This window comes from Ornithinibacillus proteolyticus (assembly GCF_039581225.1).
Taxonomy (GTDB): Bacteria; Bacillota; Bacilli; order Bacillales; family Amphibacillaceae; genus Ornithinibacillus; species Ornithinibacillus massiliensis.
Map to the genome: position 1 here is coordinate 88326 of NZ_JBCPXV010000002.1, position 27000 is coordinate 115325.

27 protein-coding genes, 1 pseudogene and 1 riboswitch are annotated in these 27000 nt (G+C 36.4%); of the genes and pseudogenes, 26 read left to right on the forward strand and 2 right to left on the reverse strand.

Annotated elements, in window-relative coordinates; genetic code table 11:
- The first annotated feature begins 22 nt into the window (after positions 1-22).
- From AAIB49_RS01915 to AAIB49_RS01950, 8 genes are all read left to right on the forward strand, one after another.
- Complete coding sequence (locus tag AAIB49_RS01915) at positions 23-766, forward strand: pseudouridine synthase (RefSeq protein WP_186869819.1); 744 nt, start codon at positions 23-25, stop codon at positions 764-766.
- A gap of 51 nt (positions 767-817) precedes the next feature.
- Complete coding sequence (resA, locus tag AAIB49_RS01920) at positions 818-1396, forward strand: thiol-disulfide oxidoreductase ResA (protein ID WP_186869818.1); 579 nt, start codon at positions 818-820, stop codon at positions 1394-1396.
- Positions 1397-1414: 18 nt separating this feature from the next.
- Positions 1415-3130 (forward strand): cytochrome c biogenesis protein ResB, encoded by a 1716-nt coding sequence (resB, locus tag AAIB49_RS01925; RefSeq protein ID WP_343457030.1) that lies wholly within the window; start codon positions 1415-1417, stop codon positions 3128-3130.
- 20 nt (positions 3131-3150) lie between these two features.
- Complete coding sequence (gene ccsB / locus AAIB49_RS01930) at positions 3151-4344, forward strand: c-type cytochrome biogenesis protein CcsB (RefSeq protein WP_343457031.1); 1194 nt, start codon at positions 3151-3153, stop codon at positions 4342-4344.
- Between the two features lie 107 nt (positions 4345-4451).
- Positions 4452-5168 carry a response regulator transcription factor gene (locus AAIB49_RS01935; RefSeq protein WP_186869815.1) on the forward strand — a complete coding sequence of 239 codons (717 nt, stop codon included), beginning with the start codon at positions 4452-4454 and terminating at the stop codon, positions 5166-5168.
- The gene (locus AAIB49_RS01940) at positions 5168-6937 is read left to right on the forward strand and encodes an ATP-binding protein (RefSeq protein WP_343457032.1); all 1770 of its coding nucleotides are present in this window, start codon (positions 5168-5170) and stop codon (positions 6935-6937) included. The genes AAIB49_RS01935 and AAIB49_RS01940 overlap by 1 nt, the downstream gene beginning before the upstream one ends.
- Positions 6938-6982: 45 nt before the next feature.
- Positions 6983-7166, forward strand: a riboswitch (cobalamin riboswitch).
- A gap of 159 nt (positions 7167-7325) precedes the next feature.
- Positions 7326-7766 carry a DUF4430 domain-containing protein gene (locus AAIB49_RS01945; protein ID WP_343457033.1) on the forward strand — a complete coding sequence of 147 codons (441 nt, stop codon included), beginning with the start codon at positions 7326-7328 and terminating at the stop codon, positions 7764-7766.
- Positions 7763-8281 carry an ECF transporter S component gene (locus tag AAIB49_RS01950; RefSeq protein WP_343457034.1) on the forward strand — a complete coding sequence of 173 codons (519 nt, stop codon included), beginning with the start codon at positions 7763-7765 and terminating at the stop codon, positions 8279-8281. The genes AAIB49_RS01945 and AAIB49_RS01950 overlap by 4 nt, the downstream gene beginning before the upstream one ends.
- Before the next feature lie 23 nt (positions 8282-8304).
- On the opposite strand, the gene AAIB49_RS01955 is transcribed toward AAIB49_RS01950, so the two are convergent.
- On the reverse strand, positions 8305-8559 hold the full coding sequence (locus AAIB49_RS01955) for a ferredoxin (RefSeq protein ID WP_343457035.1): 255 nt from the start codon (positions 8557-8559) through the stop codon (positions 8305-8307).
- Positions 8560-8684: 125 nt separating this feature from the next.
- Between AAIB49_RS01955 and AAIB49_RS01960 the strand changes: the two genes are divergently transcribed.
- The 8 genes and pseudogenes from AAIB49_RS01960 to AAIB49_RS01995 all read left to right on the forward strand — a co-directional run bounded on the left by AAIB49_RS01960 (position 8685) and on the right by AAIB49_RS01995 (position 16482).
- Complete coding sequence (locus AAIB49_RS01960) at positions 8685-9752, forward strand: YpbB family protein (RefSeq protein WP_343457037.1); 1068 nt, start codon at positions 8685-8687, stop codon at positions 9750-9752.
- Positions 9745-11274: a RecQ family ATP-dependent DNA helicase gene (locus AAIB49_RS01965; protein ID WP_343457038.1), complete on the forward strand. Its 1530-nt coding sequence runs from the start codon at positions 9745-9747 to the stop codon at positions 11272-11274. Before AAIB49_RS01960 ends, AAIB49_RS01965 begins: the two co-directional genes overlap by 8 nt.
- A gap of 1 nt (position 11275) precedes the next feature.
- A complete protein-coding gene (locus AAIB49_RS01970; protein WP_343457039.1) occupies positions 11276-11851 on the forward strand; it encodes a CPBP family intramembrane glutamic endopeptidase in 576 nt (191 codons plus the stop codon).
- 1 nt (position 11852) lies between these two features.
- Positions 11853-12161, forward strand: a complete 309-nt coding sequence (locus tag AAIB49_RS01975) for a hypothetical protein (RefSeq protein ID WP_339214829.1) — start codon at positions 11853-11855, stop codon at positions 12159-12161.
- A gap of 162 nt (positions 12162-12323) precedes the next feature.
- Positions 12324-12902 (forward strand): genetic competence negative regulator, encoded by a 579-nt coding sequence (locus AAIB49_RS01980; protein WP_339214831.1) that lies wholly within the window; start codon positions 12324-12326, stop codon positions 12900-12902.
- A 154-nt stretch (positions 12903-13056) separates the two neighbouring features.
- Positions 13057-14337 (forward strand): Glu/Leu/Phe/Val family dehydrogenase, encoded by a 1281-nt coding sequence (locus tag AAIB49_RS01985; protein ID WP_339214834.1) that lies wholly within the window; start codon positions 13057-13059, stop codon positions 14335-14337.
- Positions 14338-14426: 89 nt separating this feature from the next.
- A complete protein-coding gene (locus AAIB49_RS01990) occupies positions 14427-15407 on the forward strand; it encodes a YpdA family putative bacillithiol disulfide reductase (RefSeq protein ID WP_343457040.1) in 981 nt (326 codons plus the stop codon).
- A 20-nt stretch (positions 15408-15427) separates the two neighbouring features.
- Positions 15428-16482: pseudogene (locus tag AAIB49_RS01995) on the forward strand (LLM class flavin-dependent oxidoreductase).
- Positions 16483-16739: 257 nt separating this feature from the next.
- Here the strand turns inward: AAIB49_RS01995 and AAIB49_RS02000 are convergent.
- Positions 16740-17711 (reverse strand): asparaginase, encoded by a 972-nt coding sequence (locus AAIB49_RS02000; protein WP_339214840.1) that lies wholly within the window; start codon positions 17709-17711, stop codon positions 16740-16742.
- Positions 17712-17800: 89 nt separating this feature from the next.
- Here AAIB49_RS02000 and prsW point away from each other — a divergent pair, with 89 nt between their 5' ends.
- From prsW to der, 10 genes are all read left to right on the forward strand, one after another.
- Positions 17801-18439 (forward strand): glutamic-type intramembrane protease PrsW, encoded by a 639-nt coding sequence (prsW, locus tag AAIB49_RS02005; protein ID WP_339214842.1) that lies wholly within the window; start codon positions 17801-17803, stop codon positions 18437-18439.
- A 158-nt stretch (positions 18440-18597) separates the two neighbouring features.
- Entirely contained in the window at positions 18598-19515 is a 918-nt protein-coding gene (gene sleB, locus AAIB49_RS02010) for a spore cortex-lytic enzyme (RefSeq protein ID WP_343457041.1), read from the forward strand.
- 11 nt (positions 19516-19526) lie between these two features.
- On the forward strand, positions 19527-20867 hold the full coding sequence (ypeB, locus tag AAIB49_RS02015; protein ID WP_343457042.1) for a germination protein YpeB: 1341 nt from the start codon (positions 19527-19529) through the stop codon (positions 20865-20867).
- 98 nt (positions 20868-20965) lie between these two features.
- The gene (locus tag AAIB49_RS02020) at positions 20966-21628 is read left to right on the forward strand and encodes a flagellar brake protein (protein WP_339214847.1); all 663 of its coding nucleotides are present in this window, start codon (positions 20966-20968) and stop codon (positions 21626-21628) included.
- Between the two features lie 39 nt (positions 21629-21667).
- A complete protein-coding gene (gene cmk, locus AAIB49_RS02025; protein WP_339214849.1) occupies positions 21668-22339 on the forward strand; it encodes a (d)CMP kinase in 672 nt (223 codons plus the stop codon).
- Positions 22340-22478: 139 nt separating this feature from the next.
- Entirely contained in the window at positions 22479-23603 is a 1125-nt protein-coding gene (gene rpsA, locus AAIB49_RS02030) for a 30S ribosomal protein S1 (RefSeq protein ID WP_339214851.1), read from the forward strand.
- 224 nt (positions 23604-23827) lie between these two features.
- Positions 23828-24412: a YphA family membrane protein gene (locus AAIB49_RS02035; protein WP_339214855.1), complete on the forward strand. Its 585-nt coding sequence runs from the start codon at positions 23828-23830 to the stop codon at positions 24410-24412.
- Between the two features lie 9 nt (positions 24413-24421).
- Complete coding sequence (locus tag AAIB49_RS02040; protein ID WP_339214857.1) at positions 24422-25309, forward strand: YIEGIA family protein; 888 nt, start codon at positions 24422-24424, stop codon at positions 25307-25309.
- A gap of 1 nt (position 25310) precedes the next feature.
- Positions 25311-25496 (forward strand): capping complex subunit for YIEGIA, encoded by a 186-nt coding sequence (locus AAIB49_RS02045; protein WP_339214859.1) that lies wholly within the window; start codon positions 25311-25313, stop codon positions 25494-25496.
- A gap of 193 nt (positions 25497-25689) precedes the next feature.
- Positions 25690-27000, forward strand: a complete 1311-nt coding sequence (gene der, locus AAIB49_RS02050; RefSeq protein WP_339214861.1) for a ribosome biogenesis GTPase Der — start codon at positions 25690-25692, stop codon at positions 26998-27000.

Below are 27000 nucleotides of genomic sequence, written 5' to 3' on the forward strand. Positions count from 1 at the left end.
AAGAATAGAAATTGGTGATGAAATGTCAAATACATATGAACGTTTACAAAAAGTGATTGCACAAAGTGGTGTAACCTCTAGAAGAAAAGCAGAGCAACTAATTATAGAAGGAAAAGTGAAGGTGAATAATAAAGTCATAACAGAGCTAGGTACAAAGGTGAGTCCTGATGACAAAATCGAAGTAAACGGTGTTCAACTTGAGAAAGAAGTTCCAGTTTATTATCTTTTTTATAAACCTAGAGGTGTTATTTCTAGTGTAAAGGATGAAAAAGGTAGAAAGGTTGTAACCGACTTTTTCCCGGAGATTGAAGAAAGGATTTATCCGGTCGGTAGATTAGATTATGATACATCGGGGATTCTTCTTTTAACGAATGATGGGGAATTTGCCAATCTTGTCATGCATCCAAAGCATGGTGTTGAGAAAGTATATGTTGCTAAAATTAAAGGGATTCCATCAAAAATAGAGCTAGGTAGACTAAGAAAGGGTGTACGGGATAAAGGAGAAATACTTAAAGCAATACGTTACCGGATTTTGTCTACCGATAAGAAGAAAAATACGATGATTCTGGAATTGACGTTACGCGAAGGAAAAAACCGACATGTCCGTCGTATGATGGAGCAATTAGGGTACCCTGTTATGAAGCTGAAACGTGAACAATACGGGTTACTGACTCTTGATGGGTTAAGTGTAGGAGAGTACCGGAAATTAACTCCTAAAGAAGTAAAGCAAATGGTTAACCTAGCCACACAAATTGTTGAAGATTAGACATAATTTCATTGTCCAAATAATGGTATAATTGGTCGGGGAGTGTTGACTATGAGTATTGAGCAAGCAAAATTGAAGAAAAAAAATAAGCGAAGAAATAGATTAATATTTCGTTCTGTCATTTTAGCTTTACTCCTATTGGCGGTAGTCTATGCACTCGTGACCAATATTACAGCTGACAGGACGGTTTATAGAGCTGGCGATAAAGCCCCTGATTTTCAATTAAAACAAGTCAATGATCATAATGAAGTGGAAACAGTTCGTCTAAGTGATTATGAGGGCAAAGGGGTTATGCTGAATTTCTGGGGTACGTGGTGTGCGCCTTGTGAAGCAGAGATGCCATATATGCAATCATTATATCCAGAATACAAAGAAAAGGGAGTAGAAATTATAGCGGTTAGTCTAGATGCAACGGAATTTGTAATAGACAAATTTGCTGAGAAGCATAACCTGACTTTCCCTATACCTCATGACACGAAAGGACAGGTACGAGATCTTTACAAAATAGGTCCAATTCCTAGTACATTTTTTATTAGTCCTGAGGGTGAGATAGTTGATGTTGTGGAGGGTGCCCTTACGCTTGAACGATTAGAGGGGTATTTAAAGCAAATTCAACCTTCTGAATCATAAGACAAAAGAGGGATATCTATGAATCATATTAAGTGTGAATGTGGACATGTAAATCCAGAGGGAACAGTCCTTTGTGAGGCCTGTGGTAAGCCTGTTCAGGCGAACCAGCATATTGATGGTAATGATAAGCGAAAATTGCTGAATATGCGCTATGAGGGAAGTGCAAGACGATCTACTACATATAACAAAACAATAATTGATAAAATTTGGAACTTCTTCTCCTCGGTAAAAGTTGCTGTTTGGCTAATTGTTTTGGCATTAATAGCATCTGGAATTGGTACAATTTTTCCTCTGGAACAATATATTCCTGCTGATGCAGTGTCTCGGGATCCAGCAGTTTTTTATCCCGAAACGTACGGCATATTTGGGCAGATTTATTATCAACTAGGATTTCATAACTTATATAGCTCTTGGTGGTATTTAATTTTAATCGCTTTGATTGGTGTGTCTTTAGTAATTTGTAGTATTGACAGATTTGTTCCGTTGTATCGAGCACTTAAGAGACAACGAGCAAAGCGACATGAATCATTTATAAGTAGACAACGCTTTTATAGTCAAACAGAAACAGTGTCAAATGAAGACGTAAACATGGTGAAAGAACGGTTACAAAAGCAACATTATCGTATTAAGGAAGAAGATGGCCATATTGTAGCTGAAAAAGGTAGATTTTCTAGATGGGGTCCCTATGTCAATCATATCGGTCTTATTATTATATTAGTTGCTGCACTACTTCGGACAACCCCCTTTTTCTATCTATCGGATTATATGTGGGTCCGTGAAGGTGAAACCGTTGTAATCCCAGGTACGGATAGTGAATATTACATCGAGAATCAGGAGTTTATCCTGGATACATATGATGAAAATGATGAACGATTTAAAGATGCTCTTCAACAAGAAGGGAGAATTATCCCTAGTAATTTCCAAACAAATGCAACCGTTTATCGTGCGGAAGAAGCAGAAGTATTAGGTGCTGAGGAAGAGCTTGTTAAAGTAGAAGATTATAACATTACGATGAATAATCCAGCTAAGGTTGGCGGTTATACACTTTATCAACAGGGCTATCAATTGAATGCTTTTTCAAAGATGACCTTTAAAATCTATGAAATGAACGATCCGGATGCAGAAGCGTTAGGTGAGTTTACTATTGACTTGTATCATCCACAAAGCCACTATGAACTAGATAATGGTTTTACGGTTGAAGTAGCTGAATTTTATCCTGATTTTAAGTTAACCAGTGATGGTGTTAAGTCTGAAACGAATGAAACGAATAACCCAGCATTTGTCTTTAATTTATATCCACCTGAAAGTGAAGAAGCAGAGACTAGTTTTATAGGGGATGTTATTGGGGCTGTAGAAGAACTTGGAATAGACCCTAAAGTAGTTGATCTCGAGCCTATGGGACATGTAGTCGGAACTTTTGCACCTACTGTTGATCCAACTGGGGAAAATCAATACCGCATCATCATTGATGCAATTGATTTTGATCGTAAGAGTGGTATAAGTGTTAAGCGAGACAATACGATTCCTTTATTTATAATTGGTGCGCTCATCTTTATGATTGGGGTTATTCAAGGCATGTACTGGCAGCATCGCCGAGTATGGATTCACCCTAAACAAAATGGCATACTATTAGCGGCCCATACGAATAAGAACTGGTTTGGACTGAAAAAAGATATTGAAAAAGCAATTGACGGTACCTCTATTCAAATGGTGGATGATCAAAAAGAAGATTAATAGGTACAAGGAGGAAACTCATGGAGAGTTTATTAAATACGAGCAGTACAATGCTATTTATAGCATTTATTTTGTACTTAGTTGCAACGTTATTTTTTGGGGCAACCATTCGTGATAAACATGTTGATCACAAAAAGCAGGGATTTGCTGGAAAGCTTGCAATTTCATTAACGATTTTAGGCTTTCTAGCACAGCTAGTCTATTTTATTACGAGATGGATGGCGTCTGGTCATGCTCCGGTAAGTAATATGTTTGAGTTTGTCACTTTCTTAGGAATGTGCCTAGTGTTAGCGTTTATTATCATTTATTTTATGTACAAATTGAGTATTTTAGGCTTATTTGCTTTACCAATAGCGTTAATATTCATTGCTTACGCAAGTATGTTCCCTACAGAAATTGCACCACTTGTTCCATCATTACAAAGTCACTGGTTGCATATCCATGTCACGACAGTCGCCTTAGGACAAGGGATTTTATTTATTAGCTTTGTTGCCGGGCTTATCTATTTAATTCATGGAATTGACCAAAGTAAGCGTTCCGGTCGTACTATATCACTTGAGGTAGTGCTTTATACTATCTTTTTAGTAATTGGTTTTATTGTGGTTTCGTCTGTGTTTAATGCAATGCATTATAGTGCAACATTCGAATATCCTTTAAATGGAAAAACCGTCACTACGGAATATACGTTACCAGCAATTGCAGCACCTAATGAAGGTGTACTGATTACAGAAGGTGTGATGAATCCATTATTTGAGACGCCTGAATGGATGCACGGTGCGGATGCAGGCAGTAAGTTTAACACGGTAATATGGTCCTTTATTGCAGGTACGCTTCTTTATGGATTAGTGCGCTTAATATTTAGAAAACGTGTTGGTGCATTGCTTCAACCACTTCTGAAGAATGTTAAACCAGACTTAGTAGATGAAATAAATTATCGTTCTGTTGCTATTGGCTTCCCAGTGTTTACATTAGGTGGTTTGATTTTCGCATCTATCTGGGCTGAGATTGCATGGGGACGATTCTGGGGCTGGGATCCAAAAGAAGTATGGGCCTTAGTGACCTGGTTCTTCTATGCAGCTTACTTACATTTAAGACTTTCTCGTGGTTGGCACGGGGAAAAATCAGCATGGTTAGCTGTTATTGGATTTGGCATTATCATGTTTAACTTAATCGTTGTAAATCTTGTTTTAGCAGGTTTACACTCATACGCATAAATCAACTTGAAAACATGACATTTTTCGTACAAATGTCATGTTTTCTTATACATTTATATGTGCTTGGTTTATACTGTTGGTAGATAGTATGTAAGGGGGAGCATTCCATGAATAATAGTACTAGAGTACTTGTGGTTGATGATGAAGAAAGAATCCGCCGCCTAATTCGTATGTATTTGGAACGGGAAGATTTAATTGTAGAAGAAGCGGAAAATGGCCCAGAAGGATTAAGCTTGGCACTAGAAAATGATTATGATGTGATCCTATTAGATATTATGATGCCGGAGATGGATGGAATTGAAGTTTGCCAAGAATTAAGAAAAGAAAAGAATACACCTGTTATTATGTTAACGGCAAAGGGTGAAGAAGCCAATCGCGTACAGGGATTTGAAGTAGGTACCGATGATTATATTGTGAAGCCTTTCAGTCCTAGGGAAGTAGTACTTCGGGTGAAAGCATTACTACGTCGTACCGGTTCAGGTGGAAATCAGGAAATGAATGCATCAACAAAAGATTTATTAGTATTTCCACATTTAACCATTGATCATGATGCCCATCGTGTTACAGCTGATGGACAAGAAGTTGCACTGACACCGAAAGAGTATGAATTACTATGCTATCTAGCTAAATCACCAGATAAGGTATTTAACCGTGAGCAGCTGTTAAAGGATGTTTGGCAATATGAATTCTTTGGTGACCTACGAACTGTCGATACCCATGTAAAACGTCTTCGTGAGAAATTAAATACAGTATCCAAAAAAGCTGCAAAGATGATTGTTACGGTTTGGGGAGTTGGATACAAATTCGAGGTAGATGATGAATAATGTTTTGGCGTAGTGTAGTGGGGAAACTAGCAGTAACTATATTATTGCTAGTTTCTTTTGTATTATTTGTATTAACGATATTTTTATTAGAGTTCTTTGAGAACTTTCATATTCAAGAAGCAGAAGAAGCATTATTACAGACCGCGACAAAGGTTTCGGTTATGGTGGAAAATCACGAGGATAAATCATTAATTTATGAAACAACGGAACGAGTAAAAGACCCATCAAGTAAAGTGATTATTTTATTTTCAGAAGGGGATTATTGGAGTTCAGAAACCGATGATATTCATTTGTCCAGTTTACGGGATGAGTGGCTTATCGAGCAATCCGATGTAGCTGGAATTATGGCGGATGGTGACAACAACAACGATGAAATTGAAGTTTCAGAAGATGAGCCTGGTATTATGCTCGTTGGAAAAACTGTTCCGAACACCGATGATGTTGTACTAGTATATCAATCATTAGCTATTGTCGACCGTACCAAAGCAGAAACAACCAAAATCATATTAGGTGCTGCTGCTGTCGCGATTATTCTTACAACGATATTTGCCTTTTTCTTATCAACACGTATTACATCACCATTGATTAAAATGAGAGAGGCAGCCTTTGATTTAACAAGAGGAGAATTTAATACAAAGGTTCCCATCTTGACGCATGATGAAATTGGGGAACTGGCGATGGCATTTAATCATATGGGAAGACAGTTAAAATTTCATATTAATGCGTTAAGACAGGAGAAAGAACAATTATCTAGTATTGTTAATTCGATGGCAGATGGTGTGATTACATTAAGCCGTAGCGGGGAAATTATTGCTACCAATCAGCCTGCGGAACGGTTTATAGAAGACTGGTATTTCGAAAAAAATCTACAAAGTGATACCGAATCACGTAAGCTTCCAAAAGAATTGCTGGATACGTTACAGCAAGTCATTGAAGGGGAAAAGGAAGTAATAGAAGAAATCACATTACAAGGCCGAACCTGGGTAATGATCATGACACCTTTATATGATCAAGCTTATATACGTGGTGCAGTAGCTGTAATTCGCGATATGACTGAGGAACGTAGGCTAGATAAATTGCGTAAAGACTTTATTGCGAATGTATCCCATGAATTGCGAACCCCTATTTCGATGTTGCAAGGATATAGTGAAGCAATAGTCGATGATATTGCCGAGACGAAAGAAGAGAAAAATGAACTCGCACAAATTATCTATGAAGAATCCTTACGCTTGAGTCGTCTCGTAAATGAATTACTGGATATGGCTAGTATGGAAGCAGGACATTTAACCTTGAAAAAGGAAAAGGTGGATATCACTCCTTATATTGAACGGATATTCCGTAAGTTCCAAGGAATTGCTGCCGAGAATCAAATTGAAATGAGTTTAGCGAAAGATATACAAGAAGCTCAGGCTTATTTTGATCCGGATCGTATTGAACAAGTATTTACAAATTTGATTGATAATGCGATTCGCCATACGAGTGAAGGTGGCTTTGTGAAGGTTTCGGTCACAAATGATGATAATGGATTATCGGTGTCTGTTGAAGACAGTGGTAGTGGAATACCGGAAGAAGATTTGCCATTTGTGTTTGAACGATTCTATAAGGCTGATAAATCGAGAACTCGGAATAAGCATGTTAAAGGTACCGGGCTAGGGTTATCTATTGCCAAAAATATCGTCAAATCACATAAAGGTACCATTACGGTGAAAAGTAAATTAGATATCGGAACAACATTTAACTTCATGATTCCCAAGGAAGAAGATATTTAATCTTGTAATTTATCTTTTGTATGGTACTATATGTAGTAGAATTGAATACAAGAATTTGATATTGGTGTATGTGTTACTTAAAAGGGAATCTAGTGAAAAGCTAGAGCTGTCCTCGCAACTGTAAGTGATGACGAAATAAGCAATGACCACTGTAGATTATTCTATGGGAAGGGCTTAAAGTAGGTAAGTAGTCACAAGCCAGTAGACCTGCCATTATCAACTGTATCAATGATCCCGAGGATAGGACAATTGAGACAATCTAGTACATAAAAACAGTATTTTTATGCTTTTTTATGGTCGATAGACTGTCACAGGAGTTAACTAGTTACGGGGTTAGCTCTTTTTTTATTCACCTGATTTTTAAAATTACTAAAGTGGAGGGGAAAATATGAAATCACTATTATTAAAACTGTTTACAGTACTTGTAGCATTAGTAGTTCTTGCAGCTTGTGGCAATGATGAGTCTTCTAATAATGCAACTCAAAATCAAACGCCAAACGAAAACCAAGCTAATACTACTGAAACAAGTGAACAACAAGAGGAAGCAACTGTTAAAATTGTACTTTCTAAGGATAAAGAAGCTGAGATTTTAGAAGAAAAAGAAGTAGAAATCAACGAAGGCGATATTCTATTAGACGTGATGAAGGAAAATTTTAACGCTGAAGATAAAGACGGCTTTATTACCTCTCTTGAGGGGCTAGATTATGATGAAGAAAATTCAATGTCCTGGATGTTTTCTATCAATGGTGAAAGTTCACTGGTAGGAGCAGGGGAAGTGGAACTGAAAGATGGGGACGTAGTTAATTTCGATTATCAATCTTGGGAATGAGATCGTTGAATATTTATAAATTAACGCTGTTAGCTTTTCTTGCAGCATTAGCTGTAGTTGGACGAATTATGTTAAGTTCTATCCCAAATGTTCAACCCGTAACTTCAGTTATTATTATAAGTGGCATTTTTTTAGGGCCAGTTGCTGGTATTATATTGGCGTTTTTAATTACCTTTTTATCGAATATGGTTCTTGGGACTGGATTATGGACGATTTGGCAAATCATATCCTGGGGACTTATTGGGGTTATGAGCGGTATCTTAGGTAAATCAATGAAACATATTCCTTTCTATCTCATCCTAATATTGGCTGTATTTAGTGGATACTTATACGGATTCATTGTTTCGTTGACCAACTACCAAATTACTGGACATGGATTTTGGGCTTATTATATAGCTGGTTTACCGTTCGATACGTATCATGCAATTGGTAATGCTGTCATCATGCTACTACTCTATCCGACGGTGTCATTTATTTTCCAAAACTATATACAAAAACATTTGAACACCAACTAACCTACTTTGTTGGTGTTCGTCTATTATCTCTCATATCGAAGTGGATCGTTATGGAAAGGATGTTCTGCTATTTTAATGGAGTCACTTGGACAACCTTCATAAGCATCCAATACATCGTCTTCTAATTCCTCAGGTATTTCCTTGTTTCCCGTATTGTCATCTATTGTAACAAAGGCTAGACCTTCATCATCATAATCAAAAAGTAATGGACAAGCCACCCCGCAGGAACCGCAGGCAATACACGTTTCTTTATCCACTATGGTATATTTAGCTCTCATCAATGGTTACCCCTCACGATACAATTATATCTAGTACTTTTTCTATTTTAAAATGTAAATTAGTATTATTCAACTAAACGATAAATGATATGATAGAACTAAGTCCAATGAGGAGTTAAAAAAATATGTATGTTGAAGGAATTTTATTAGATTGTATCGATCGTATTAGAACCAATCGATCCATATTTGGAATATATCATCTCATAACGGGAAAAAAATCGATACAATCTGTTCATGATGCCAGAATTTTTCAATTGGAAAAATATTATGGGATATATGCATCATTGTCACGTCAGCATTTTATACACATTATTCGTGAAATGAAGAAGAAAGGATGGATCATTGAGCAAGGTCCAGATGACTATTATAGGATTTCATCGGCTGCTAAAGAGCTCTTGCATGAGTATTATGATTCATCTGTATATACCAATTTAAATGGGCTGATGCTTTCTGGGAAGGATATTTCCTTCTTAGAAAGACTCTATTTATTAGTTCAAACGTACTCTAATCTACAAGCTAATCATTATTCGTTTATCCCAATAATAGATAATCCCAGTGTTACATATTGGGTAAAACAATTCTATCATCACAACGGTAAAGAGCGGGTGGCGGAGAAGTTGTATCATGAGCTACATCACGTTTTAAGCCAACTATCGAATAAAGAAGCAGTAATATTTGTGGACCGATTAAGTGGATATCAGCACTATGGGATGAGTATCGATCAATTAGCGGCAAAATACCAATTTTCTCATGACGATATGAATATTATATTAATTGCAATAACACATAAATTCCTTACGGTTATGGATAGAAATCAAGAGAATTATCCTATTTTATTGCAATTAATTGATAAGCCAAACGAGAATAAATTCATTACGAATACCGCGAATCTTACCTATCAATTATATATGAATAACCTTAGCCTGGAAGACATCGCCAAAAAAAGAGATCTAAAGCTAAGTACTATTTATGATCATATTGTTGAGATTGCTTTGTATGACCCAGATTTTGACATTCAATCGTTTGTTTCACAGGAGGAGCAAGCACAAATTGTGCAAGCAGTAAAAAACAATCAAACACTTAAGCTAAAGATCATTAAAGAAAATTGTAGTCCTTCCATTGATTATTTTCAAATTAGACTAGTCCTAACTAGGTTGAAGGAACTTTTAGCGGAGGAAGATTTCCATGTCTAACACATTGTCATTAGAAAAAGAGCTAGAACAGTACTTTGGTTACTCTGCCTTCAGAACAGGCCAAAAGGAAATAGTGGAAGATGTCATGAAAGGAAATGATGTATTAGGGATATTGCCAACTGGTACGGGGAAATCCATTTGCTACCAGTTACCAGCCCGTCTTCTTGAAGGTGTTACACTTGTCGTTTCACCACTTATTTCATTGATGATGGATCAAGTAAAAGAATTGAAAGCAACAAATTTTAAAGATGCCATCGCAATTAATAGCTTTTTAGATTATGAAAAAAGGAAGAGATTATATCGAAATCTAAATCAATACAAATTAATCTATGTCTCTCCTGAAATTTTGCAGCAAAAAGAACTACAATTCTATTTGAAAAAACTTACTATCTCATTATTTGTTGTAGATGAAGCCCATTGTATTTCCCAATGGGGTCATGAATTTAGACCGGATTATCAAAAATTAAGACAAGTTCTGCATGTTTTAGGAGAACCACCAGTCCTTGCATTAAGTGCCACAGCAACAAGGGAGGTTCAAGCAGATATTATTTCTTCATTAGATCGCCCTGCTATGGTTAAGCATATTTTTCCGATGGACAGAACGAATATTGCACTCTCTATTATGGAAGTGCAAAACAATGAAGAGAAGATTGAAGTGATTACCCTGCTGCTAAAGGAGAAAAAGGTTCCTTCTCTTATATATTTTTCTAGTAAGACTGCAGCAGAAAGTGTTTCGCTTCTACTTTCTGAAAAGCTTCCCAATCATCGAGTGGCTTTTTATCATGGTGGTATGGAACAAATGGACCGTATTGCGATACAGCAACAGTTCATGAACGATCAAATTGATATTATTTGTTGTACAAGCGCATTTGGCATGGGGATAAATAAAAATAATATTCGCTTTGTCTTTCATTATCATTTTCCTGGTCAAATAGAATCTTATATTCAGGAGATTGGTAGAGCTGGGAGAGATGGGGAGCAGAGTATTAGTGTACTTTTATATAGTAGGCAGGATGTATTTCTTCCTAAACAAATGATAGACAGTGAATTACCTTCAGATGAAGACTTAATGCGGGTATACCGAATTATAAAATCTTACCGCGAAGAGAACCTGTCCCTACCAAAAGAATTAGAAGAAATGCAGTCTTTGATGGAGATTAGTGAGGTTCAATGGCGGTTTATTTCCTCCCAATTAGAAAAAAATGGCATGTTCATAGAAAATGGTTTAAAATATGAGCAAAGTAAAATCGATGAAGCATTTCAACACGTAAAAAAAATACGTGACGAACGATTTATACTAAAACAATCTAAATTATATGATATGTTAAATTGGATTCAATCTAATGAATGTCTTAGAAAAAATTTGTACGCAAAATTTCAGGATGGCTATACAAAGCCTGAAACGTTTTGTTGTAGTTATTGTGGAATGAATATTCAAAGCTTCACCCCTGTGCAAACAATAAATAAACCTTCTATTTCATCATGGGAAAAGAAATTAAAACGTATACTACTAGGAGAATAAAATGAGACAAGCTGAGCTGGCTGATCAACTGACAAATGAACAATTAAGAAGAGCGGTAGTATATTCTCAAGTGTTATTTTTATTCATTTCCATTGTGCTAAGCTTTTTCTTATTTGATAGTTTAGCTGATTGGATAAGCTTATTCCATTTCAACATGAATGAAATGGTTTATTTCGGCATTATGCCGGGAATTATTATTGTACTTATAGATCTTGTTTTAATATCCACCCTGCCTAGTAATTATTATGATGATGGCGGAATTAATAAACGAATCTTTACCAACCTCTCTATTCCTAGGATATTTGTTCTAACACTACTTATTGCTGTTTCCGAGGAAATGCTATTCCGCGGGGTTATTCAAACGACTTTTGGATATTTGACGGCAAGTATTATTTTTGCGTTAGTACACGTTCGATACTTGAGGAAGCCGGTACTACTCTTATCAGTCTTAATGATAAGCTTATTCATTGGATATATGTATGAGGTTACGAATAATTTATTGGTATCGATAACAACGCATTTTGTCATTGATTTTTTATTGGGATTAATCATCCGTTATAAAATTTGGGGGGATTAGTGTGGAAACGAAGAAAAAAGATCATCATGATCAAGCAGAAGAATTAAGATCTATATTGAATGAAGTAAACCAACAGCAGATAGAAGGAGATCTAGCACAACCTGAGAATAATCAGTCTAATTTTGACGCTGATAGTTTTCATGATATGAGTGTATTAAATCTTCCCCCTAGAAAAGAAGTTCACGGAGTTAAGAAAAAAAGAACCCATTTCAAAATAACAAAACCATTTATTAGATTAGCAATAGTTGTTTTACTTTTAGCGGTTTTGGTAATCCTGTTTATTCTAGGGGATGGATTGGAATTTTTTTAAAGCCTTTTTGATCATATCGCCCGAAGTTAAAAGTTAACTTGTATATCGTTCAACAATTTGTTTAACAGCATATAATAATAAAAAGAATCTAGCCGTTTTTGACCGAATGAAGGTCATTTGTTTTAGAAGCGGGATATTTTGTTCATTTGAGGAGGATGCTATGTGCGTATCGAAAGGGTGTCCAGCAGTCAATTTACAATATTTTTAACGTTTGATGACTTGGTAGAACGGGGATTTAACAAAGAGGAGTTATTTCAAGATGCCACAAGCATCCAGAACCTCTTTACAGATGTGATGTATGAAGCAAGTTCAGAACTTGGTTTTGAGCTTGAAGGAAAGTTATATGTGCAAGTGTATATCATGCAGGCACAGGGAATGCATGTTATTGTTACGCAAAATCGCGATAATATAGATTGGGATGAGGATTTCATTGAAATGAAAGTGACACTTGACGAGAGCAAAGAATTAATTTTTTCCTTTGATGATTTCGAGAATATTATACAGGTTTCCTCCTATTTACATTCCTTATCAGTCAGTGGAGGGCAAGTGTTTTTTATGGAAAATCGGTATTATATGCTATTAAAACGAAACGAACTAGGTGGTAATAATAAAGAAAATGTTATTGCACTAATGTCAGAGTTCTCTAATCCAAGTATCGTTACTTCCTATAGGCTTAAAGAATATGGAAAGGTTATTATCCCTTCCAACGCTATAGAAACGATTGTGCAGACCTTTACTTAAATTGTATAATAGTATATAAAAGAAAACGTTTACATTTTTATTGAAATTTAAGAGAAAAAGAGGGGTTTTATATTGCATATTTGTGACTAACGTGTATACTAATCTCTGAGAATAGCTATTATTAATATTTATATGTTCCTTAGGAGGTAAATTCATGGTAGCCGAAAAAGCAGCAGATTCTACCAAAGAGAATAATAAGCAATTGGATGTACTGAACTCAACACAAACTGTTGTAAAAAATGCACTGGAGAAACTGGGTTACCCTGATGAAGTTTATGAGTTGTTAAAAGAACCACTTCGTATGATGACAGTTAGAATTCCTGTTCGTATGGATGATGGCTCAACTAAAATCTTCACTGGTTATCGTGCACAACATAATGATGCGGTAGGACCTACAAAGGGAGGAATTAGATTCCATCCTAACGTAACAGAAAGAGAAGTGAAAGCATTATCAATATGGATGAGTTTAAAAGCAGGTATTGTTGATTTACCGTATGGTGGTGGTAAAGGCGGTATTATTTGTGACCCTCGAGAAATGTCATTCCGCGAGTTAGAAGCGTTGAGTCGTGGATATGTAAGAGCGGTCAGCCAAATCGTTGGCCCTACAAAAGATATTCCTGCTCCAGATGTGTTTACTAATTCCCAAATCATGGCATGGATGATGGATGAATATAGTAGAATTGATGAGTTTAATAGCCCTGGGTTTATTACAGGAAAACCAATTGTTCTAGGCGGTTCACATGGTAGAGAATCTGCTACGGCAAAAGGTGTGACAATCTGTATTAATGAAGCAGCGAAGAAACGCAATATTGACGTAAAAGGCGCTAAAGTAATTGTTCAAGGATTTGGAAATGCTGGTAGCTTTTTATCTAAGTTCTTACATGATGCAGGTGCCATAGTTGTTGGTATTTCAGATGCATATGGTGGTCTATATGATCCAGAAGGGTTAGATATTGATTATCTGTTAGATCGCAGAGATAGCTTTGGTACCGTAACGAAATTATTTAATAATACCATTTCGAACAAAGAGTTATTAGAAAGAGAATGCGATATCCTTGTACCAGCAGCAGTAGAAAACCAAATCACTGAGGAAAATGCTCATAATATCAAGGCTAAAATTGTTGTCGAAGCAGCAAATGGTCCAACGACGATGGAAGCGACGAAAATTCTTACGGAAAGGGGTATTCTACTCGTTCCAGACGTTCTTGCATCTGCAGGTGGAGTTACTGTTTCATACTTTGAATGGGTACAAAATAATCAAGGATTCTATTGGACCGAAGAGGAAATAGAGGAAAAGCTTTACCATACTATGACGAAAGCATTTAACACCATCTATAATACAGCGGAAACTAGAAGAATCGATATGCGACTAGCTGCTTATATGGTTGGTGTAAGAAAAATGGCGGAAGCATCTCGTTTCCGAGGCTGGGTATAATCGATAGAACATGAATTAAAAAAAAGCTCTTATCATCGTATGGATAAGAGTTTTTTGATTTTGACTAAAGGAAGTGCGGGGTAATAGACATGAGAAAAGAAAAAGTCATTATAATTGGTGCAGGGCCTTGTGGACTCGCTAGTGCCATTGCGTTAAAAGAACAAGGTATAGATTCGTTAATAATAGAAAAGGGTAACGTAGTAAATTCCATATACAACTATCCAACACATCAAACGTTTTTTAGTTCTAGTGAAAAGCTTGAAATAGGTGACATACCGTTTATAACAGAGAAACAAAAGCCAAGAAGAAACCAAGCATTAGCGTATTACCGAAATGTAGCAGAAAGACAAAAATTACGCATCAATACGTATGAAACGGTAACATCACTGAGGAATGAGGGAGACTATTTCTCTGTTTTTACGGAGACATTTCATGGTAAGCCGTTAGAATATGTTGCAGAACAAATTATCATTGCAACAGGCTATTACGATCAGCCGAATTATATGAATATTCCAGGGGAGAACTTACCAAAGGTTAGTCATTATTTCAAGGAAGGACATCCATATTATAATAAGAATGTGGTTGTCATTGGTGGGAAGAACTCAGCAGTTGATGCTGCACTGGAGCTTCAAAAAGCAGGAGCGAATATTACGGTTCTCTATCGAGGAGAAACGTATTCTAAGAGTATTAAACCATGGATTCTTCCTGATTTCGATTCACTTGTAAGAAAAGATATAATTAACATGGTATTTCAAGCTGATGTTTTGAAGATTACGAATGATTCCGTCTATTATAAAGTACTTGATAAGGAATATCGAATTGATAATGATTTTGTTTTTGCAATGACCGGATATCGTCCTGATGTGAAATTAATCAAAGAAATTGGTGTGAAATTTAATTCTGAAAACGGAAAACCGTTATATGATGAAGAAACGTATGAAACTAATGTAGAGGGTGTATTTATAGCGGGGGTTGTAGCTGCTGGAAATAACAATAATGAGATCTTTATTGAAAATGGGCGCTTTCATGGTGAGAAAATAGCAAGACAAATTGCAACCCGTTTGAAATAGAGGGTAAATGAGCATATAGAATGGAAATAGGTCTTACGTCATTTGTGGAAACAACCCCTGATGTGAATACAGGAAAAGTGATTAGTCATGCAAAGAGAATACAGAAGTCGTAGAAGAAATTGTGTTGGCTGATGAGGTAGGTCTCGATGTATATGGAGTAGGTGAGCATCATCGAAAAGATTATGCTAGCTCTGCTCCTGCGGTAATACTTGCGGCTGCTGCTTCCCAAACGAAAAACATACGTTTAACTAGTGCTGTTACCGTATTATCCTCGGCAGATCCTGTTCGGGTGTTTCAAGATTTTGCAACAATTGATGCGATTTCTAATGGAAGAGCAGAGATAATGGCAGGGCGGGGTTCATTTATCGAATCCTTTCCTTTATTTGGTTATGATTTAAAGGATTACAATGAATTATTCGATGAAAAATTAGAGCTATTGTTAAACATAAGAAAATCGGAATCTGTATCTTGGAATGGAAAGCATAGGGCAAGCATCGATAATCGTGGTGTATACCCTCTATCAGTTCAAGAGCCTATTCCAGTATGGATTGCTAGTGGTGGAACACCTGAATCTGTTATACGTGCTGGAATATTAGGTCTTCCTCTTGCACTTGCTATTATCGGTGGCAGCCCATTACAATTCGCCCCGTTGGTGGAATTATACTATCGTGCCGCAGCTCAAGCAGGCCATGATCCATCGCAACTGACTGTCGCATCACATTCCCATGGATTTGTAGCGGATACTGTAGAGGAAGCAGTGGATAAGTTTTTTCCACCTACAGAACAAGCAATGAATGTGTTAGCGAAGGAACGTGGCTGGGCACCTTATACTAAAAATACCTTTGATCATGCTAGACAGTTAGAAGGAGCACTTTACGTTGGAGATGTAAAGACTGTTGCAGAAAAAATAATCCTCTTACGTAAAGAAGTTGGAATTACGCGGTTTATGTTACATGTACCAGTAGGTTCTATGCCACATAAAGATGTGATGCATGCAATTGAATTACTAGGGAAAGAAGTGGCTCCAATGGTACGTAAAGAGATTAAACAGTGGGAATTAGAGAATAGCCGATAGTTTTGAAGGATTATATGCTCAAGATAAAAAGATTGGCCAGGAATTAAGTAAGTGTAGGCATCGTCAGTAGGAAAGATATCTCTGTCATGTTCTTGTTTTTAGCTAATATGGAAATAAAGCCTCTGGTAGTAATGAACTACTGAGTAGAAAGAATATAGCGAGGTACTCCCACAAGTGGGGGACCTCGCTATATTAGTAGCTAGTGAAAACAAATTTCTGTAGTCACAGGTTGTTGACAACCCTTCCCAATCAATCACTTAAAAGTCTTTTTCAAAAATATCACGTATGACTTGTATATCGGATGTGTTTTCTAATGCAATTAGTAATTTCAAACGCGCTTTTGGACCAGTTAATCCATTGGTGAAAATTACGCCCATTTCCTTCAATTGTTTTCCTCCACCTTCATAAGCATAGGTAGGTTGTACAGCACCTCGAAAGCTTCTTGAAACTAATACAATTGGAATTTGGTCTGCTAAAATCTGCTTAATGGCAGGGATTGTCTCCTTAGGAAGATTCCCTTGTCCAAGCCCCTCAATAACTAATCCATCTGGCTTTCCACTATATACTAATTCAATAATGTTACTATCCATTCCCGCATAAGCCTTCAACAAAGGAACATTTTTTGAAATATTTTCTACAGGGTAAGCCGTTCTTGATGTTAGCTGATGATGAAAGAGTATGGATTCTTTCGTAATAATTCCAATTGGCCCAAATTGTGGACTTTGGAAGGTTGCAATATTACTGGTCGATGTTTTCGTAACATTCTTCGCACTATGAATCTCATCGTTCATGACAACTAATACCCCTTTAGAATAGGCAGCAGGAGATAATACAACACGAACAGAACTGATTAAATTGTATAATGCATCAGAGCCAATCTCATTACTGGATCTCATTGCTCCTGTTAGGATTACGGGCTTTTCTGTATCTAATACCAATTCTAATAAATAGGCGGTTTCTTCTAAAGTATCCGTTCCGTGGGTAACGACAATCCCATCATATTCTAATAAAAACTGTTCGATTGTTTTGGCTAATTCCAACATATGCTTCGGTGTTATATGTGGAGATGGTAAAGAGTACACAATATGCTCATCTATCATGACATCATCACTGAATTTGTATGGGACGTTTGTTAATGGATGTTCGTTTGTCGTATTTACTTCACCCGTTTCTTTATTTTCAAGCATGGAAATAGTGCCACCGGTGTGAAGGATGATTATTTTTTTCAAAAGATACACCTACTTTTCTCATAAATTATGTATTTTCAATCGTTTCGGAACATGGTACGATTGAAATAGTTTGGAAGGGGAAGGTACAAATGCTAGGAATTATATCTGCTGGGGTTGCACCTGCACTTGCTTTAATGTCTTTTTTTTATTTAAAAGATAAAATCACAGAACCGATCCCGCTGATTCTGCGTACGTTCATTTTTGGTGGTTTACTTGTATTCCCAATCATGTTTCTCCAATATGCGTTTGAAAGTGATCAAATCGGTAACTTATTTGTACAATCTTTTTTTGTTGTTGCTTTTTTGGAAGAATTTTTCAAATGGTTTGTTTTTATGTACATTATTTATCAGCATACACAATTTAGTGCGCATTACGATGGGATTGTGTACGCTGTTTCAATAAGCTTAGGATTTGCTACAGTTGAAAATATTCTTTATCTACTAGTAAATGGGATTGAGTATGCTTTTACTAGAGCGTTGTTTCCTGTATCCTCCCATGCATTATTTGGTGTCATCATGGGTTATTATTTTGGAAAAGCCAAGATGTACCCTGTGAATCGAGCGGTCAATATTATTTTAGCATTGATTATACCAATCGCTTTACACGGAATTTATAATTTTATTTTAGGATATGTTACGAAAAACTGGGCCTTGTATGTCATTCCATTTATGATACTGCTTTGGTTCTTTGGTTTACATCGTGTAAAAATAGCTAGAGCAAGCTCATAATAATTAAATACGATGAAGAAAAAAGGGACTGTTTAAAGTCTCTTTTTTTGTTTCTCAGTATCCTAGTTAAATTTAAAATCTAGATTCGTATGCATAAATTAGCAGTTTCATCAGAAAATAGGTACTACTAGACAAAAATGAAAGTGAGAGGTATCAATATGACATTGAGAAAATACATCCTTTTAGTTATTATATGTCTATTTGCATTTGGACTTCAAGAAACTTACAACCCCAATGAAGTAGAAGCCTTTACGAATCAGGTCATACAGAAAGGGGCAGTTGGTGATGATGTCATTGAGCTTCAGGCAAGGCTCCAGTATATTGGTTTTTATAATGGCAAAATTGATGGTGTATTTGGTTGGGAAACATACTGGGCGTTACGGAATTTTCAAAAGGAATTCGGATTAGATGTTGATGGTCTTGCAGGATTAAAGACTAGGCAAAAGCTAGTTGATGCATCAGAATTTAATGGTAAATGGGTTCATGAACAACTGGCTAAAGGAAATGAATTTACTTACTATGGTGACACCGATCTTGCCAAACAGACAAAACCAAAGAAAAAAGCTGATGGTGGTGGTGGAACTGCTAAAACACAGCCAAAAGAACCAGCACAAAACCAAGGTGGTGCGGAGCAACAAGCTCCAGCAGAAGGTGATACAGGCGATGCTACAAACGCAGGTGATACAACAGATACACCAGCTGTTAATGTGCCACAAGGCTTTTCACAAAATGATATCAGCTTAATGGCAAATGCTGTTTATGGAGAGGCAAGAGGAGAGCCATATGAGGGGCAAGTTGCTGTTGCCGCAGTAATTTTAAATCGTGTAGAGAGTGCAACGTTTCCTAATACTGTTGCAGGAGTTATTTTTGAACCTAGAGCTTTTACGGCAGTAGCAGATGGACAAATTTGGTTAACACCTAATGAAAAAGCTAGACAAGCAGTTTTAGATGCTATCAATGGTTGGGACCCTACAGGGGAAGCAATTTATTACTTCAACCCAGATACGGCTACATCAAGTTGGATTTGGGGTAGACCACAAATTAAGCGGATAGGTAAGCATATCTTTTGTAAATAGGGGTGTAAAATATGTTGCGTTGGATATCGATAGTTGTCCTAGCAGTAGGAGTTGTAGGAACTGCTGCATGGGGCTATAAGGAACATCAAGAAAAAAATGCCATCTTAATACAAGCAGAAAATACGTATCAAAGAGCATTCCATGAACTGACTTATAATATGGATCTTTTGCATGATAAGATTGGTACGGCAATTGCTATGAACTCCAGAGAACGATTATCACCACAGCTGGCGGAAATTTGGAGACTGACATCGGATTCATTATCCAATGTTGGGCAGCTGCCACTTACGTTAATGCCTTTTAATAAAACGGAAGAATTTCTATCGAATATTGGAGATTTTACGTACCGAACTGCCATTCGAGATTTAGATAAAGACCCATTATCGGATAAAGAGCTAGAAACATTAGAGAAATTGTATTCGCAAGCCGGAGAAATAAAGGATGAACTTCGTCAAGTACAACATACAGCGATGGAAAACAATCTGCGTTGGATGGACGTCCAATTAGCCTTAGCTACAGAGGATGAACAAGCAGATAACACGATTATCGATGGTTTTAAAACTGTCGAAAAGAAAATTGAAGGATATTCAGAAGGAAATGTCGATTCAGCTATTTCTGGTACCTCCTCAGAAAATCATAGCTATGAAAATATTCAAGGTAAACAAATTAGTGAACAGGAAGCACTGCAATATAGTAAGGATCTATTTAATATAAAAGAAACAAGAGATTTAAACTTAACAGAAACAGGAGATGGGGCAGACGTAGCCTTATATAGTGTGTCATATTCTGAAGGAAATAAGAGTGCATACCTCGATTTAACGCAAAAAGGTGGCCACCCTATTACATTACTTGTCGATAGACCAGTTGGAAAACAAAGTATCAGCTTAAATGATGGGTTTAAAATTGCTGAGAAATATATTCAAGATCATGATTTTGAAGGAATGGAAATGTTTAATAGTAGTCAATATGAAAACATAGGTATATACTCCTTTATTTATAATCAAGATGGTGTCCGGGTTTTTGCAGATGCAATAGAGGTTAAAGTGGCACTAGATAATGGAGATATAATTGGATTGACTGCAAATAATTATTTCTTAAATCACCATGAAAGAGACATTTCAGATCCTAAGCTAAGCTATGAGGAAGCACGAGATTTTGTAAATCCAAATGTAGATATACAAGAAGAGTTTCTAGCCGTCATAACGAATGATCTTGGCGAAGAGGTACTGGTATATGAATTCCTTGGTCTCTTAGGTAATGACACGTATCGTATCTTTATAAATGCGACAGATGGCCATGAAGAAAAAGTAGAAAAATTAAATGGCAAAGAAATAAATTATGCAGGAATTTAGTTCGGGAGAGGCTTTTGTCCTTTCCCTTTTTTTATTTTTTTGTGATAATAAATGGAGAGCTATTGTTTTATTGAATAGATAATGTGTGGGGGAGTAACATGAAGATTGGGGTTTTTTTAACAATTGAGGCGTTCAGTATAAAAACAAATTCTACGGAGAAATATCGTTGTAAGATAGTGGATAAAAATAGTAACTATCTATATGTTGATTATCCAGTTCACATACAAACAAAAAGAACGAATGCAGGATTTAAAATAGGTGATATAATGTATGCTGAGTATAATGGGGAAGACCAATCTGTTTATCGATTTAAAACAGAAGTTATAGATAAACAGAGGGGGAAAATACCTACTTTGGCACTTGTCATACCTGAAAAAGACCAAATAGAGCGAATCCAAAGAAGGCAATATGTAAGAGTAGAAGCGGCTACTGATGTTGCTGTTCATAGTATGGAAAAGAATTTTCCTCCTTTTACAACCGTGACAGTCGATATTAGTGGCGGTGGGTTATCTGTCATTATACCTAAAGGAACTAGCATAATGGAACAGGAGAAGGTAACATTATATTTGGTTCTTCATATGCATTCTGGGGAGTATTCCTATCTGGAATTATCCGGTGAGGTTGTAAGGATTATTCATCAAGAACATACTGCCAATATAGCCTCAATAAAACTACATGCTCTCAGTGAACAGGATAAACAGAGTATTGTTCGTTACTGTTTTGAAAAGCAACGAGAAGCAAGACAAAAAGAAATTCAATAGCTAGCATAGGGATTGACAATGAGAGGAATGAATAATGTAATGACAAAAAAAATTGCGATAGCGATTGACGGTCCTGCGGCAGCCGGGAAAAGCACAGTAGCTAAAATTGTTGCAAGTAAATTATCTTATATTTACATTGATACAGGTGCAATGTATCGCGCAATAACATTAAAGGCACTAGAAAATTCTGTTGATGTAAATAATGAACAGGAGCTAGTGGAAATACTTGACACAACAAGTATTAAACTAGTCCAGAGTGAAGAAGGTCAACGAGTTTTACTTGATGATCGAGATGTAACATTAGAGATACGTACAAATGAAGTTACGAATAATGTGTCCTATGTTGCACAGCACCCGAAGGTACGAGAGGATATGGTAGCGAGACAACAGCAACTAGCAGAAGCGCGTGGGGTAGTTATGGATGGTCGTGATATTGGTACGAAGGTTATCCCAGATGCAGAGGTTAAGATTTTCCTAATTGCCTCAGTCGAGGAACGGGCTAAACGAAGACATGTAGAGAATATAAATAAAGGATTTCCATCTGACTTGGAGCAATTAAAGAAAGAAATTGAGAAGCGAGATTTAATTGATTCGGAGCGCGAGGCTTCACCACTAATAAAAGCGGAAGATGCTGTGGAAATAGATACAACCTCACTATCTATTGAAGATGTCGCGGATCAAATCTTACTCGAGGTCCATAAAGTCCTATAATAAACTTGGGAAATACGAACTACTATCATAAAGGTAATATTTGCTTGACAAATAAAGTCAAATATTAGAAGTTATTAAAAGGAAGATTTTTTCTGAAAATATGTTGTTATATCGTTGTATTGGCTAAGGAGGAATTGGAATGAGTGAAGAAAATTTAGATTTACAAGTAGGGGATAAGGTAACAGGAACGGTTGTGAAGATTGAAGATAAACATGTTCTTGTTGATATTGGTTATAAAACGGAGGGTATTATTCCGATTAGTGAATTGTCTAATCTACATATTGAGACGCCTAATGAGGTAGTGAAGGAAGGCGATACGCTATCATTATCTATTAAGAAAATAGAGGATGATGGAGTAGTGCTTTCTAAGAAAATTGTAGACCAAGAATTGGCTTGGGGTGACTTAGAAACTAAATTCCAATCTGGAGAAGTGTTTGAAGTCCAAGTAAAAGAAGTCGTAAAAGGCGGCCTAGTTGCTGATATTGGCATACGTGGCTTTATTCCTGCTTCATTAGTAGAAGCACATTATGTAGAAGACTTTTCCGAATACCAAGATCGTATTCTAACGGTGAAAATCGTCGAGTTAGATAAGGAACAAAACCGTGTTATCCTATCTCACCGTGCGGTTGTAGAAGAGGAACTAGCAAATAAAAAGTCCGAGATTATTCAATCTTTAGAGGTTGGACAAGTGATAGAGGGAACAGTTCAACGCATTACTGATTTTGGTGTGTTTGTTGATATCGGTGGTATTGATGGGTTAGTACATATTTCTCAACTATCACATGATCATGTCAACAGTGCCGAAGAAGTGGTATCTGTTGGGGACAAAATAAAAGTAGAAGTACTTTCCGTTGACCGTGATAATGAACGTATTGCACTTTCTAGAAAGAAAGTTCTTCCTGGGCCATGGGCAGATATTGAAAGTAAAATTAAACCAGGTCAAGTAGTAGAAGGAACGGTTAAACGCTTAGTTAATTTTGGAGCATTTATCGAAGTACTTCCAAGTGTAGAAGGTCTAGTACACATTTCACAGATTGCTAATCGCCACATTGGAACACCACAAGAGGTATTAGAAGTTGGTCAGCAGGTAAGGGTGAAGGTTCTAGATATTAATGAATCAGAAGAAAGAATGTCATTAAGTATTCGAGAATTAGAAGCTGAAGAAGAAGCAAAAGACTACAAACAATACGAAAAGGTTGAAGAGCAATCTAGCTTCCAATTTGGTGACCTTATTGGAGACAAATTAAATAAATTCAAGCAATAACATTCAACTGGAATAATATGTAATGATAATTTCTATGAGCCTGTTTACCCATACGGTGCTCATAAGGAACCCACATAACGTATAGCATTATAGTTGTTAAATAAGACCCGAACTAATTTATACTGGTTCGGGTCTTTCTTATTTTGAACAAATATAGGAGACATCCTCTTTCTTGTTTAAAAACAACCCATCAAAGCAATACTAAAAATGGTGGGTGATGATTGATGGATGGTATCTTTTTTTACTGGTTTGGTTGGTTCTTTTGGGTGATTTTTACCTTTATAGTTCCTAAGAATAAAATACGGACTATTTATGCGATGTGGATATTAATGATTATCGGTTTTTCCAATCTATATCTATCCTTTGATTCGATAGCGTTATCTATGTCCTATTTAACCCTTATATTAGGAGCTTTTATCCTCCTTTCAACATTAAATAGAAAAGGAATCCTCCTCTTTTCAGCATTTACTATGATGATTGGGTATACAAGTTTATTAATATGGGAAGTAAATGCTCCAGTATGGCTATTTATGCCAAGAATCATCATGATACCTATTTTATGTGTATGCTTGGCATTGCTATTAACAAAAAAACTTTATGCTAGGTTCGTGATAAGTGTCATCGGTATTTGTAGTGGTGAGTTTTTATATAGCGTTCTACTATATAATTATTCCATTACACAAGCTATTGGCAGCTTACGATTTCTAGATACACTCTCTGTTATGGTATTCCTGCTTGTGCTTATAGAAGCTATTCATCAAGGAAAAGCTAAACTGTTTTTATTACTCCATAAAACGAACAACATTTGAGGTGGCAAAATGAATGAGTATATGATGCCTATTGTTTTAGGTGTAGTAGTAGGTACGATTACTAGAGTAATTATGCTTCGTACGGATTACCGTCAATATCCAACATATTTACATGGGAAAATTATCCATGTTTCATTAGGGTTTATTGCAGCATCTCTTGGTGCAGTTGCAGTACCAGCGATGATGGAGATGGATTTTACTGCGGTAACGTTTTTAACTGTTGCAGCTACACAATTTCGAGAGGTACGAAACATGGAACGGAATACACTAAGTGAAATTGATGATCATGAGCTTGTTTCAAGGGGAAAGGCTTATATAGAAGGGATCGCAATTTCATTTGAAAGCAGGAATTATTTAGTTATTTTAACAGCCTTTATTACTACGTTATTTTATATAATTTGGAATATATATGCGGCTATTGTTGGTGCGATTATTTGTTTCATTATTAGTAAAATCATGCAAAGCGGAAGTACAATCAAAGATCTTGTTCAAATTGAACATGTGGAACCACACTTTGAAGGGGCTGGATTATATATAGATAATATCTATATTATGAATATAGGTCTACCGGAAAGGCAAAAGGAGATTCTTAAGTATGGTATGGGCTTTATTTTAAAGCCTAAAAATATAAATGTGGTGAATACGATTGCCCATCTAGGTCAAAGACAAGCGATATTACATGATGTATCGGTTTCGTTAGGTGTGTTTCGTGATTCTGGAACACCGGCATTAGTGCCACTTATTAAGCGAGATTTAGATGATGGTAGAATTGGTGTTTTCATTTTGCCGCAAATTAGAGATGTTGAGAAAGCAATTCAAATAATCGGTGCGGTCCCTGTATTGGAAACGGCAATTCGAATGCCTTCAAAATCTAATACCAAAAGGGAGGTCCATTAGCATGGTCATAGAAAAAGCAATTTTGGCTATCATTACAACTAATAATGAGAAGGTGGCAGGAGGAGCACCGATTTTTCATTGTCAGGATTTTGATGAATTACAAAAAACAGCTGCCAATTTAGAGGCCATACTAGACGGGATCGCCCATGCATTAAGTGATGAGGTTTTTATCATTGTAAAACATTAAAATATTGTTAAGATTAGTTTCTTTTGCTAGAATGAATAAAGTTATGATATGTGGTATTATTTGTTAGGTTGATTAGAATAGTATTACATAGAAACGTAATTACGCAAAGTATAAGTAAAAATCAATCCAATTTAACACTAGACTTAAATAAACTAAAAAATGTATTTTACATAGAGAGAGGATGTTCCTTTCAATGAGGAAAGCTGTAGTAGCCATAGTAGGGAGACCAAATGTTGGAAAATCTACTATTTTTAACCGATTAGTAGGTGAAAGAATATCAATCGTAGAAGACATACCAGGGGTAACAAGAGATCGTATCTATTCACAAGCGGAATGGTTAAATACGAAATTTAATCTTATTGATACGGGTGGTATAGAAATTGGGGATGAACCACTTTTAATTCAAATGCGTCAGCAAGCTGAAATTGCGATAGACGAAGCTGATGTCATTATTTTCATTGTAAATGCCAAAGAAGGGATCACTGCTGCTGATGAAGAAGTGGCTAAGCTTTTATTCAAGTCGAATAAACCAGTTGTTCTAGCAGTAAATAAAATAGATAATCCAGAAATGCGTGATGAGATTTATGAGTACTATTCGTTAGGCTTCGGTGAACCGTTCCCTATTTCTGGTGCCCATGGTTTGGGACTAGGAGATTTATTAGATGAAGTGGTTGGACATTTTCCACAATTTGAGCAAGAAGAGGTAGATGAGGATACTATCTACTTTAGTTTAATTGGTAGACCCAATGTAGGTAAATCTTCTTTAGTCAATGCATTACTGAATGAAGAACGAGTAATTGTTAGTGCTATAGAAGGTACCACACGTGATGCGGTAGATACACATTTACACCGAGAAGGACAAGATTATGTCATTATTGACACTGCCGGAATGAGAAAACGTGGGAAGGTGTACGAATCAACAGAAAAATATAGTGTATTACGTGCATTAAGAGCTATTGAACGGTCCGATGTTGTCCTCGTTTTAATCGATGCTGAGACGGGTATTAGGGAACAGGATAAAAAAATTGCTGGGTATGCACATGATGCTGGTCGAGGAATTGTAATTGTAGTAAACAAATGGGATACAGTGGAAGCAGATGAGAAAACAATGAAGGAATATGAGGAGAAAATTCGCGCTCATTTCCAATTCTTAGACTATGCACCAGTCGTATTTTTATCTGCTAAAACGAAGAAACGTATCCATACATTACTACCAATGGTTCAAGTAGCAAGTGAAAATCACGCGAAACGAATTCCGACAAATGTATTAAATGATGTCATTATGGATGCCATTGCAATGAATCCAACACCGACGGTTAGGGGACAACGCTTGAAGGTATTGTATGCAACACAAGTCGCTGCTAAGCCACCTGCATTTGTCGTCTTTGTGAACGATCCAGAGCTAATGCACTTTTCATACCAACGTTTCTTGGAGAATAAAATCCGTGATGCATTTGGTTTTGAGGGAACACCGATAAAAATAATTGCTCGCAGAAGATCTTAG

What these genes read in the sequence shown, in the direction of transcription:
- AAIB49_RS01940 (WP_343457032.1), top strand. Translation starts at nt 5,168, where the DNA reads ATGTTTTGGCGTAGTGTAGTGGGGAAACTAGCAGTAACTATATTATTG.
- AAIB49_RS02045 (WP_339214859.1), top strand. Translation starts at nt 25,311, where the DNA reads ATGGTCATAGAAAAAGCAATTTTGGCTATCATTACAACTAATAATGAG.
- ccsB (WP_343457031.1), top strand. Translation starts at nt 3,151, where the DNA reads ATGGAGAGTTTATTAAATACGAGCAGTACAATGCTATTTATAGCATTT.
- rpsA (WP_339214851.1), top strand. Translation starts at nt 22,479, where the DNA reads ATGAGTGAAGAAAATTTAGATTTACAAGTAGGGGATAAGGTAACAGGA.
- AAIB49_RS01970 (WP_343457039.1), top strand. Translation starts at nt 11,276, where the DNA reads ATGAGACAAGCTGAGCTGGCTGATCAACTGACAAATGAACAATTAAGA.
- AAIB49_RS01985 (WP_339214834.1), top strand. Translation starts at nt 13,057, where the DNA reads ATGGTAGCCGAAAAAGCAGCAGATTCTACCAAAGAGAATAATAAGCAA.
- AAIB49_RS01990 (WP_343457040.1), top strand. Translation starts at nt 14,427, where the DNA reads ATGAGAAAAGAAAAAGTCATTATAATTGGTGCAGGGCCTTGTGGACTC.
- cmk (WP_339214849.1), top strand. Translation starts at nt 21,668, where the DNA reads ATGACAAAAAAAATTGCGATAGCGATTGACGGTCCTGCGGCAGCCGGG.
- AAIB49_RS01945 (WP_343457033.1), top strand. Translation starts at nt 7,326, where the DNA reads ATGAAATCACTATTATTAAAACTGTTTACAGTACTTGTAGCATTAGTA.
- AAIB49_RS02040 (WP_339214857.1), top strand. Translation starts at nt 24,422, where the DNA reads ATGAATGAGTATATGATGCCTATTGTTTTAGGTGTAGTAGTAGGTACG.
- AAIB49_RS01950 (WP_343457034.1), top strand. Translation starts at nt 7,763, where the DNA reads ATGAGATCGTTGAATATTTATAAATTAACGCTGTTAGCTTTTCTTGCA.
- AAIB49_RS02020 (WP_339214847.1), top strand. Translation starts at nt 20,966, where the DNA reads ATGAAGATTGGGGTTTTTTTAACAATTGAGGCGTTCAGTATAAAAACA.
- AAIB49_RS02035 (WP_339214855.1), top strand. Translation starts at nt 23,828, where the DNA reads ATGGATGGTATCTTTTTTTACTGGTTTGGTTGGTTCTTTTGGGTGATT.
- der (WP_339214861.1), top strand. Translation starts at nt 25,690, where the DNA reads ATGAGGAAAGCTGTAGTAGCCATAGTAGGGAGACCAAATGTTGGAAAA.
- resA (WP_186869818.1), top strand. Translation starts at nt 818, where the DNA reads ATGAGTATTGAGCAAGCAAAATTGAAGAAAAAAAATAAGCGAAGAAAT.
- resB (WP_343457030.1), top strand. Translation starts at nt 1,415, where the DNA reads ATGAATCATATTAAGTGTGAATGTGGACATGTAAATCCAGAGGGAACA.
- AAIB49_RS01965 (WP_343457038.1), top strand. Translation starts at nt 9,745, where the DNA reads ATGTCTAACACATTGTCATTAGAAAAAGAGCTAGAACAGTACTTTGGT.
- AAIB49_RS01915 (WP_186869819.1), top strand. Translation starts at nt 23, where the DNA reads ATGTCAAATACATATGAACGTTTACAAAAAGTGATTGCACAAAGTGGT.
- prsW (WP_339214842.1), top strand. Translation starts at nt 17,801, where the DNA reads ATGCTAGGAATTATATCTGCTGGGGTTGCACCTGCACTTGCTTTAATG.
- AAIB49_RS01960 (WP_343457037.1), top strand. Translation starts at nt 8,685, where the DNA reads ATGTATGTTGAAGGAATTTTATTAGATTGTATCGATCGTATTAGAACC.
- AAIB49_RS01935 (WP_186869815.1), top strand. Translation starts at nt 4,452, where the DNA reads ATGAATAATAGTACTAGAGTACTTGTGGTTGATGATGAAGAAAGAATC.
- AAIB49_RS01955 (WP_343457035.1), bottom strand. Translation starts at nt 8,559, where the DNA reads ATGAGAGCTAAATATACCATAGTGGATAAAGAAACGTGTATTGCCTGC.
- ypeB (WP_343457042.1), top strand. Translation starts at nt 19,527, where the DNA reads ATGTTGCGTTGGATATCGATAGTTGTCCTAGCAGTAGGAGTTGTAGGA.
- sleB (WP_343457041.1), top strand. Translation starts at nt 18,598, where the DNA reads ATGACATTGAGAAAATACATCCTTTTAGTTATTATATGTCTATTTGCA.